This is a genomic window from Peribacillus acanthi (genome assembly GCF_003073175.1).
Lineage (GTDB): Bacteria > Bacillota > Bacilli > Bacillales > DSM-1321 > Bacillus_BN > Bacillus_BN acanthi.
The window spans coordinates 37,545-48,530 of sequence record NZ_QBBX01000014.1 but is presented as its reverse complement, the minus strand read 5'-3'; the positions used below and the strand labels follow the sequence as shown (position 1 = coordinate 48,530).

General features: G+C 36.9%; 8 protein-coding genes, 1 pseudogene and 1 riboswitch. Of the genes and pseudogenes, 1 reads left to right on the top strand and 8 read right to left on the bottom strand.

Annotated elements, in window-relative coordinates; genetic code table 11:
- Positions 1-78 precede the first annotated feature (78 nt).
- The 8 genes and pseudogenes from DBX25_RS21785 to ku all read right to left on the bottom strand — a co-directional run.
- Positions 79-321: pseudogene (locus DBX25_RS21785) on the bottom strand (transposase); the annotation flags it as partial.
- Between the two features lie 84 nt (positions 322-405).
- The gene (locus DBX25_RS21780) at positions 406-594 is read right to left on the bottom strand and encodes a transposase (protein ID WP_420812957.1); all 189 of its coding nucleotides are present in this window, start codon (positions 592-594) and stop codon (positions 406-408) included.
- Positions 595-798: 204 nt separating this feature from the next.
- A complete protein-coding gene (gene metH / locus DBX25_RS14330; protein WP_108671501.1) occupies positions 799-4,236 on the bottom strand; it encodes a methionine synthase in 3,438 nt (1,145 codons plus the stop codon).
- Positions 4,217-6,076 carry a bifunctional homocysteine S-methyltransferase/methylenetetrahydrofolate reductase gene (locus tag DBX25_RS14325; RefSeq protein ID WP_108671500.1) on the bottom strand — a complete coding sequence of 620 codons (1,860 nt, stop codon included), beginning with the start codon at positions 6,074-6,076 and terminating at the stop codon, positions 4,217-4,219. The genes metH and DBX25_RS14325 overlap by 20 nt, the downstream gene beginning before the upstream one ends.
- 239 nt (positions 6,077-6,315) lie before the next feature.
- Positions 6,316-6,418, bottom strand: a riboswitch (SAM riboswitch).
- A gap of 456 nt (positions 6,419-6,874) precedes the next feature.
- Complete coding sequence (locus DBX25_RS21775) at positions 6,875-6,958, bottom strand: putative holin-like toxin (protein ID WP_420812959.1); 84 nt, start codon at positions 6,956-6,958, stop codon at positions 6,875-6,877.
- A gap of 381 nt (positions 6,959-7,339) precedes the next feature.
- Positions 7,340-7,825, bottom strand: coding sequence for a phosphatase PAP2 family protein (locus tag DBX25_RS14320; protein WP_420812958.1), 486 nt, complete (start codon positions 7,823-7,825; stop codon positions 7,340-7,342).
- Positions 7,826-7,961: 136 nt separating this feature from the next.
- Positions 7,962-8,057, bottom strand: coding sequence for a calcium-binding protein (locus DBX25_RS21770; RefSeq protein WP_420812956.1), 96 nt, complete (start codon positions 8,055-8,057; stop codon positions 7,962-7,964).
- A 60-nt stretch (positions 8,058-8,117) separates the two neighbouring features.
- Positions 8,118-8,954: a non-homologous end joining protein Ku gene (ku, locus tag DBX25_RS14315; RefSeq protein ID WP_108671499.1), complete on the bottom strand. Its 837-nt coding sequence runs from the start codon at positions 8,952-8,954 to the stop codon at positions 8,118-8,120.
- Positions 8,955-9,077: 123 nt separating this feature from the next.
- On the opposite strand from ku, the gene ligD reads away from it, so the two are divergent.
- Positions 9,078-10,922, top strand: a complete 1,845-nt coding sequence (ligD, locus tag DBX25_RS14310; RefSeq protein WP_108671498.1) for a DNA ligase D — start codon at positions 9,078-9,080, stop codon at positions 10,920-10,922.
- Positions 10,923-10,986: the final 64 nt, after the last annotated feature.

Genomic DNA, 10,986 nt, shown 5'->3' with positions numbered 1-10,986 from the left:
CCTCGTCGCTAACGCTCCTGCGGGATCTCACCTGTCCTGCTAATCCCCCAGGAGTCAAGCGCCCTCCACTCCAATCAACTAGTATGGCTCACAATCTAGCAGGTTGCCTGCCATTTTCTTTAAATTCATGTCAGCAATCGTAAGCATCGCCTGCATAGACAATTTTTTGAGACCTCGTAAGGTTGTTCATCGCATACCATGCTTTTCTTTCGCATCTGCAAAAACACGTTCAACCGTCTCCTTGCGTTTCGTGTATATCTGTTTGATTACATCGTTGTGACGTAGATGTTCTGCCTCTTTTAAGTAAGCTTCCCAAATATATTACCTTCTCTACAAGTGGTTGTAACAGATGACTATCATGTACATTTCCCGGAGTTATCCAAATATGTATTGTATGAATACTATTTAAAACAAGTCTACTGGATCAATACTTGGACGACCGAGCCCAGAATACAGGTTTTCAACCAATGGATAGATAAAGGTAAAATCAATCGCTGCCTCAATTGTTCGTACTAAATGGTCATCAGGCACAAGTTGATCAATCGCCCACACTTCTAATTGTTCACGTTCATTTAATTGGTTTCTCGTCATCATTTTCTACGTCACTTCTTGTATTTTAACCGCTTAGTTGATTGGAATGGAGGGCGACGACTCCTGCGGGAGGAGTGTGAAGCTTGAGACCCCGCAAGGAGCATAGCGACTGAGGAGGCTCAAGTCACACCCCGCGGAAAGCGTTCGCCCGGAACGGAAATCAACGGATTATCTAGTATATAAATTATTTTATTTGAAAAAAGAGTATTATCTCTCCACATTAAAATATCGTGCACTTGGGTGACTGAAAACAATTGCGGATACTGATGCTTCTGGTTCCATCATACATCCTTCCGTCAAGGTAATCCCTAAGTCTTGTGGATGTAAGAGTTCAAATAATTTTTCTTGATCATCTAAGTTAGGACAAGCAGGATAGCCAAACGAATAGCGCTGTCCTATGTATTTTGCAGCAAATCTCTCTTTCATCGTCATTTTTGGATCATCAGATATCCCAGCCACTTCTCTCATCCTTTGATGTATCCATTCTGCTGTGCCTTCTGCAATCTCTAATGCTAAGGCTTGTATGGCGTGACTTCTCAAATATTCCCCTTCCCTTTTCCATTTCTCTGCTATTTCTCGAATTCCAGAACCAGCTGAAACGACAAAAAATCCAGCATAATCTGTTTGGTTGGTTTCGATATTTTTCACATAGTCCGCTAAGCATAGAAATGGCTCTGACTGTTGTCTGGGAAAATCAAACGTTTGATAAAGTTCCCCCTTCTGTTTAGCCGAATAAACATGAAGTCGGTTCCCTTCACTTTGGACTGGGAAAAACTGATAGACTGCTTTAATTGCAAAGGGTTTATATTGTTTTAGGAACATAAGTAATTCTTCTATTAATATATGGATAGATCGGGCTTTAGAATCTTCATTTTTGAGCAATTGTTCTACGTTTCCCTTCAACCCAAGGTGGTGGCCATAAAGCATTTGGCGGTTTATATAAGGAATAACCTCATCTAATGGGATATTCGTAAAAAACTCTCGTTCCAAATGCAATGGTACTTTCACGTCATGTTCCGGCAGGTCACTCTTTCGAACAGGTTGATTTTCAGTAGAGCCTAACCACTCTATTTTTTGAATGATAGGAGGTTGTTTATTAATTGTTAATGTTTTGTTTGTTTTTGAATGTATCTCATTTATTATTCTTAAACCGTCCATGGCGTCCTTCGCATAATGCACATCACCATTATAAACGGGTGCTATTTTACCTGTTGTGAATTTCCGTGAAAGTGCAGCACCACCTACCACGAGAGGAATGTCTATTTTTTCCTGAGCTAAATCCATAGCAGTAAGTACCATCTGTTGTGCGGACTTAACCAAAAGACCTGATAACCCAATGGCAGTAGGCCTATGCTCCTTCACCGCTTCTATTAACGTAGAAGGTGCTACTTTAATTCCCAAATCTATTATTTCATAACCATTGTTCGATAGGATGATTTCAACAAGGTTTTTGCCTATATCATGAACATCGCCTTTAACGGTTGCTAAAAGCAGCTTGCCTTTATGTAAGGTTTTTTTATCATTGGACATCAATGGTTCCAAATGTGAAACTGCCGCTTTCATACTTTCAGCACTTTGCAAAACTTCAGCTACAATTAATTTATTGTCGTTGAATAAGCGTCCTACTTCCGCCATTCCCTTCATCAACGGTCCATTGATAATATCAAGTGGCTCAATCTGTTTTGCAAGCAATTTATTTAGATCCTCAACGAGTCCGATTTTTGTCCCTTCAATGATATAATTTGCTAGTCGATCTTCAATAGGCAATTTCACTTTAGATATTGGTCTTGCTTCTTTTTTATCTCTAAAATGTTCGACAAAAGCTTGTAGGTTACTTTCCGAATTCTCAAAAAGCAAAGCCTCTGACAACACGACCTCATCAGGAGGAACACTGGCAAAACGCTCTAGTTTTTCAGTATTCACGATGGCATAGTCCAAACCTGATTTGACACAATGATACAGAAATACGCTATTTAGGATTTCACGTCCTCTAGGTGGCAATCCAAATGAAACATTACTTATTCCAAGTATTGTTAAAGAAGAAGGAAATGCTTTTTTAATTAAAGAGATGGCTTCGATTGTTTCCTTGGCTGAACCTGTGTAAAGTTCATCCCCAGTGCCTACCGGGAAGACTAATGGATCAAAAATGATATCAGCTGGTGAAAAACCGAATTCTTCCACCAATATTCTGTAACTTCTAGTCACAATTTCCAGTTTATTCTCTGCCGTGACAGCCATTCCCGTTTCGTCAATCGTACCAACTACGAGTGCACCTCCATACTTCTTAACTAAACTGGCTACTTTATGAAATTTCCCTTCCCCATCTTCGAGATTTACTGAATTGATGATACATTTTCCCTGCGTTTTCTTTAATGCTGTTTCCATTACTTTTTCATCAGTACTATCTATTACAATCGGTACTTTTACTTTTTTGACCACTTCTGTAATAAACTGCTCCATGTTTCCTTCTTCATCACCATCGGGGTCGGCTAAACAAACATCGATTACATGAGCGCCTTGCTTCACTTGGTTACGTGCTATTTCTGCGGCTTCATTAAAATTACCTGCTGTAATAAGCTGCTTAAATTTTCTTGATCCAATTACGTTTGTACGCTCTCCTACTAATAGAGGTCTCATCGAATCATCATACTGAAGGGGTTCAATTCCTGAAACCATATGGATGTTTGAATTTATTTTTTGGCTTGATAGCTTTCGCGGTTTTGATTGAGCCAATGCCTCTGAAATAGCCTTGATATGTAAAGGTGTCGTCCCACAACAGCCGCCTACAATATTTATCCAACCCTTTTCAGCAAAGTATTGAATTTTTTTCGCCAAGGATTTTGCGGTTTCTTCGTAATTTCCTTCCTCATCTGGTAGACCTGCATTTGGATAACAACTAATCGCCGTTGTTGAAATTTCAGCAAGGCTTCTAATATGTTCCGTCATAAACTCTGGGCCGGTCGCACAATTTAACCCAATCGCAATTGGATCCATATGTTTGCATGAGATATAAAAAGCTTCAATGGACTGACCCGCAAGTGTCGTTCCCATCGGTTCAATCGTACCCGAAATAATGATAGGGATTTTCCCTTGATATTCCTTAAGTGCTTCTTCGATTCCAGTAAAAGCCGCCTTGACATTTAACATATCTTGACAGGTTTCCACAAGAAATAGGTCGACGCCCCCTTCCAAAAGACCACTCGCCTGCTCTTTATAGCTAAAAGCAAGTTCATCAAAGGTAATTCCACCTGTAAGTGACAGTGTTTTAGTAGTTGGACCGATTGAACCAGCTACAAATCTTGGCCATTCAGAAGTTGAATATTGGGTTGCAATCTTTTTCGCAAGCTTAGCTGCTGCAACGTTTATTTCGTATGCCTGACGTTCGAGACCATACTCTTCTAAAACAACACTTGTAGCACCAAATGTATTGGTCTCAATTATATCTGCTCCGGCTATTAAATATTGTTCATGGATTCTAGAAATGATATCTGGACGTGTGAGTGTTAAATATTCATTGCAACCTTCTAGAGAATCTCCACCAAAATCCTCTGCGGTAAGATTTGCTTGTTGAATCATTGTTCCCATGGCACCATCAAGGATTAAGATTTTTTTTGATAGTTGATTCTTAAGTAAGTTTACTGGCATAACGTGGTTCCCCCTTCAGTCCGAGCTTATCTTTTTCACGTATATATTGGGTTAAGTTGGCGGTCATCTTATATCTCATAAAAGGTGTAATTAAATATATGCCATTCCATTTATCCAATACAGCATCGATTAATTCCTTTGCAATCGCCAATCCTTCAATCTCTGCTTGCACTCTGTTATCTCCAGCAGAAAACATTGCATTTCTAACTTGATCTGTAAGTTGGATACCGGGTACTTCATGATGGAGGAATTCCGCATTCTTATAGCTAGTTAACGGCATGATTCCAATATAAATAGGAACATTAATATGCCTGGTTGCCTCATGAAGTTCTTCTAATTGATGGATCGAAAAGATGGGCTGTGTAATAAAAGAATCCGCTCCACATGCTATTTTCCTCTCCAATCTCTCTATAGCTTTATGAAGATATTTAACATTCGGATTGAAAGCTGCTGCAACGTGAAAGTTCGTCTTCTGACCTAGAGATTGACCACTATAGGAACGCCCTTCATTGAATTGTTTAATGAGTCCAATTAAGTCGAAGGACGACAAATCATATACAGATGTAGCCCCTGGAAAATCACCAATTTTCGAAGGATCCCCAGTAACAGCCAATACCTCGTTTAAACCAAGTGTATGAAGTCCCATTAAATGTGACTGTAATCCTATTAAATTCCTATCTCGACAAGTAAGATGGACAATTGGTTTGATTTTCACTTTTTCCTGTAAAATTGATGCTAGACTTACATTACAAATCCGGGGAGAGGCCAGTGAATTATCTGCAAGAGTTAAAGTATCTGCACCAGCTGAAATCAACTCCTTGGCTCCTTGCAGAAACTCATCTGTCCCTAATTTTTTGGGTGGATCTAATTCCACTAGGATAGTTCGTTCAAGATTACCTTTTTTTAAGATAGATGGACTGTAATCTTTTATAGATGAATGATAGATTTCTATTTTTCTTGGCTTAACAATTTTCTGAACTACTGGATTTTTTCCTGCCAGTGCTTTTTTTACAGCTGCAATGTGGTGGGGTGTCGTTCCACAGCAACCTCCAATAATTCGCACACCTTGCTCAACTAATTGAATCGCGCTGTTTGCAAAATATTCCGTATTAGGTTCATAGATTAACTTCCCGTCTAGAAAATCTGGAAGACTTGCATTCGGATAAACGGATAGTACCGACTTTTCAGGTATTGGTACCTCTTCTAATGATCGAATCATATGATGTGGACCAAGCCTACAGTTAAGCCCGATTGCTTCAATATCAAATTGTTCAAGTCTACTCAATGCATCACTCACATGCATACCATTCTGCAAATACTTCATATCATGAAGACTTATATTCGCAATAATAGGGAGATTCGATTCTTCTTTGACAATGGAAAGTACCGTTTCTATTTCCTCGAAATCATAATATGTTTCTAATAGAATGCCATCCGGTTCCTCTAATAACAGCGCATAAAGCTGTTCCCTAAACTGACGTTTAATGTCAGAAAGTGTAAGATCGTTTTTCCTTAAACCACGACTCGCCCCTATTGTTCCAAAAACAAAGGCTTTCTCTTTAGCTGCTTTTCTAGCAATTTTCACACCTTGACGATTGATTTGTTGGACCTCATCCTCTATTCCATATCTCTTTAACTTATAATAATTCGCTCCATATGTATTGGTCTGAATGATATCAGACCCCGAAGATACATAGGTTTTATGAATTAACTCAATCTTTTCAGGTGAAATGATATTTATTTCTTCAAAACAATGGTCAATGCCCGTTGAATATAGAAGAGTTCCCATTGCTCCATCGCCTATTAATATTCTTTTCGATAACTCTTCTCTGAAGTCCATGGGGTTCCTCCAATCTAGGTTAAAATTGTTCAATTAGAAGTAGGTGCTTTACTTCTACAAACTCAGTTATGCATTTGAAATGTTGGCAAGCCCCAAGCCTAAGAGCCGACCAATGCCAAGTTACACGTATTCTTAATTCTTAAAATTTCCATTAGGTTGAATTCCTTCATCGCTGACAATAAATATATTCTTTAGCAAAAATAAAAAAAGGCTTCAAAAGAAGAAGCCTTTTTATCTTCCTCTTATCGATCAAGCATTGCTTGCTGGTTTTAGCACCTTGTAAGTTTGTACAGGTTGCTGAAGCATCATAAGGCCAGTTCCTTCCGCTTCTCTTGATAAGAATCCTATATAATTTTAATAACCTTCACTTTACATGAATATTCTGTTAATTTCAACATGATTCAAATAATATTTTATTTTTCATAAAATCCTTACGAGGTTTTTGTGGTTTTTTTAAAAAACTTTGGTTTTAACCACAGTTCATCCATTATTTCTGTGGATAATGGATTATTAATATTGCTTCATTTATCTCTCTTTTCAAAAACAGTTATGATATTCATTTTAGTTTATCTTTCTTGAGAAGCTCGTGACATCTTTACCGGTTTATGGTAATCTATGTAAGAGTAATGAAAACCACATCTTATAATAATTAGCTTTCCTACACTTACAAATAGAATAATAAAAAAATTCAGAAATCCGAAGTTGCTGCAACAACCTCGGATTATAATAGAATAGTAACGTTCTTTAACAATCGACTTTTGCCAAGAAATAGGCCTCTTCCAATGATAAGCTGGAGGTCTATTTTTTTTTATGAAAAGCTAGAATGGAAATAGTAAGAGTAGCAAATGAAAACATAACCATAAGAGCTTCAAATATTGACATGGCCTCACCTCCTTTCCAAGGAGTATGGCCGACTATTAAAGATCATTCTATTACTTATATAATTATAGCATAAATTTCCACATAAACAGAACACTTGTTCTTATTTTAAATAAAATTAGCTGTAAAGACCTATCTTTTTTCTTTTAATAACGGTTACCATTACTGGTAAAAGATAGACTATTGCACCATATCAGCCAAGCATGCTACAATTAGGTCACAATATATAGACGAAACTTTCAGAATTCGTCTATATATTGTCAAAAACAGATTTCCTTACTCATCGTCCTTTTAGGGCGAATTTTTTTTGGAAATTATTTAATCTCGAACTGTCGATAACTAATCTTATTCTCAATAAAAAACCGTAGGATACAAATCCCACGGCTACGTTATATATCTTTTTACTTTTTTTAATTTCCTCTTATAGTTAGGGACGTACTGTTCAGTGCGGAGCTCATAATAATTTAATGCAAGACCACAAATAGTAACCCACAGACCCCCTGCAGAGAAACCGGCTAAAACATCACTAGGGTAATGTACCCCTAAATAAATTCGACTGATACCAATAGTAATAATCAATACACCAAACATAATACCAATGATTATATCTATGAGTAAATAGCGCGAAATCTTCGCCAAAACGACTGCCAGTGATACATATAAAATGAACGCTCCCATCGAATGTCCACTTGGAAAGCTATACCCTTGTTCAGTAATGATTGGAAAAATGTCTGGTCTTTCCCTCTGAAAAAGCCACTTTAATCCTAAGTTAAACAGACCCCCTAAACCTGATGAAAGGATTAGATATGTGGAATACCTTCTTTTCCCTGCTATCCACAATATTACGGAAGCAATAAACACTAATGACATAATCCAATTCACTGATCCAAGGAATGTGAAAAATTTCATTATTACTGTCAACTGATTGGTCACATGGTTTTGGATGAAATCTATAATGCTGGAGTCAAATTGTTCTAATTCATTTTCCCTCAGTTCATCAACAAGGTTAAAGAAAACGATGGAATATAAAATTAGCAATCCTATAATAAAAATTCCGTATTGTAATTTTTTCCGATTCACCTTTAATCTCAATAATTATCACCTATATCCATATTGTATAGATATATGATTTTCCCTAATTCCCTAAATCCTAAACGGGAACCTATGCTTGTTTCTTTTCTTTTGAAATCGATTTTTTCCTTGTTGTTTTTTTAGCGACTGTTGGTTTGGTTTTATCGATGGAAGCTTGTAGCATAGCCATTAAATCCGTTACATTGCCAGAAGGTTTACCTGCTGTCTCCTTCGCTGTGACTGTTTCACCATTCTTTTTGCTTTCTATCAAATCCATTAAAGCAGTCCTAAATTCATCCTTATACTTTTCAGGTTTAAAGACTTCTGTCAACTGATCAATCAGCATTATGGCGGTGTCTAGTTCTTTTTGAGTGACATTATCTCCTGAAGGTATATTTGGGACGTCTTGAAAGGAGCGAACTTCATCTGGATAATGGATTGTTTCCATTAATAAGGTATTTTCCATAACCCTAATGATGGCCATTTGTTCTTTGGATCGGATAGAAATCCTTGCAATGCCTACTTTCCCCGACGTTTCTAAAGCCTTTCTTAATAGGCTATATGCTTTACCTCCACCTTCATTAGGTGACATAAAATAACTTTTATTGTAGTAGATAGGATCAATTTCCTCTAACTTTACGAAGTCTACAATTTCTACTGCTTTATCTTCATTTTCTTTCTTCAATTGCTCTAGTTCTTTGTCTTCAAGTACTACATATTTCCCTTTTGTATACTCAAAGGCTCTAACTATTTCTTCTTTTTCGACTTCTTTTCCACATGCAGAGCACACTTTTTCATATTTGATAGGAGCATGACACTCTTTATGAAGATTTCTAAGTGAAATATCCTTATCCTCTGTAGCTGCATGAAGTTTTACTGGAATATTGACCAGCCCAAAACTAATGCTTCCTTTCCACATCGTATGCATGATTACACCTACTTTTTTTCCTTATTGTTCTACATATTTTTCTTAAAAAAACATCATAACTTTTGGAAAGTGTAAGGGGCTGTCTAACAGAGAAAACTGAATAATGAAAGGAGAATCGATTTTGTGAAACTAAAGCCTATGTTATTAACAGCCACCAGTGAATTCCAAGTGTCTAAAGAATGGGTATATGAAACAAAATATGATGGTTTTCGCTGTCTGTTTTTGGTATCAGAAGACGAAATAAAGCTATTGAGCAGAAATGGTAAGGACCTATGTCACGAATTCCCAGAATTGGTACATTTCGTTTCTTCACTTATTGGATCAAATTTTCACTCCGCGATTTTTGATGGAGAGATTGTATGGCTAAGCAGCGAATATAAAAGTGATTTCCATCAAACACAATACCGAGGAAGATTAAAAAATGCTGCAACTATTAACAAGGAAGCCTCTCATACTCCATGTCAATTTATGTGTTTCGACCTATTAGAATGGAATGGAAAAACCTTGTATAAAACTCCTTTAATTGAAAGAAAACAATTGCTAGTTGATTGGTTTCACATTCACCATCTTTCGACTGAAAGAGGCCCATTAACGAATCAACTACTCCAGTATGTGCCTTATGAATTAGATTACAAAAAGCTATGGGAATTACTTGTTTTGCACGATGCAGAAGGAATGGTCATGAAAAAAGCGGATAGTTTTTGGGAAGAAGGGGTAAGAACGAGAAATTGGTTGAAGAAAAAAAATAAGAAAGAAGTAGATTGTTGGATTTATTCTTATAACCGAGAGAATGGATACTTTGATATTGCTGTATTTCATAATAATGAAATACAAATCATTGGTAGATGTAAGAACGGATTAACTCAACATGAACATACTACCCTTTCCCAAGCTGTAATGAGTAATGCTTATAAGCAGCAAGGAGAAGTGTTTTTTATCGAACCATCCATTGTGATGACTGTTGCCTATTTACATATTTATGATCAGGATTTACGTGAACCGGAATTTGTTTCCTTCAAACTTGATAAAGAAGCTGAACAATGTACTTGGAAAGAGTTTATTGCTAACAGCGTTACTTTCTCAAACCTTATTAGTGTAACTTCACCTGACAAACCGATTTATCCTTCCATACCTATTTTGAAATCACAGTATCTCGACCAAATGAGAAGTATCAGCAGTTGGATGCTTCCATATCTAATTGACCGACCATTAACAGTGATTCGCTACCCTCATGGTATTGGCGAAGAAAGGTTTTTCCAAAAAAATTGTCCGGACTATGCACCCGATTTTATCCAAACCTATTCAGAAGGTGGAACAGATTTTATTTTGTGCAATGAAATAAAGACATTACTTTGGCTTTGTAATCAATTGGCCCTGGAATTCCATATCCCGTATCAAAAAGCTGGATTTTCAAAACCGGATGAAATCGTTCTTGATTTAGACCCAGAAAATAAAGATCAATTTCAATTGGCAATAAAAGCAGCTATTCTCATTAAGCAAGCCTTGGATGGTTTAAAATTAGAAAGTTTTATTAAAACATCTGGTAATAGAGGTCTTCAGATTCATATACCGATTCAAGCTGATACCTTTACCTACGAAGAAACAAGAATGTTTACCCAATTTTTAAGCCAATGGCTCATAGAGGCAGAACCGAACTCTTTTACAGTAGAAAGATTGAAGAAGAACAGAGGGAATAAACTTTACTTAGATTTTGTACAGCATGCTGAGGGCAAAACCATCATAGCTCCTTATTCACCTAGGGGAAATCAATTTGCTGGAGTAGCCACGCCGATTTATTGGCATGAGTTGAATGAGGGAATTCACATAGAACAATTTACCCTACTTACCATTTATGAGAGACTAAAAAAAATGGGCTGCCCATTTTCCAATATGGAAGAATCAAGGAAAAGACAGCCTTTTAGAGAAATTATTGATCTTTTGAAAATGCAGAGGAAGTCTAAAAGCTAAGTCTTCCTCTATATTATTTATCTCTTAGCACTGTTAAACTTGCCTGTTCTTGTTTTTCGGTGGG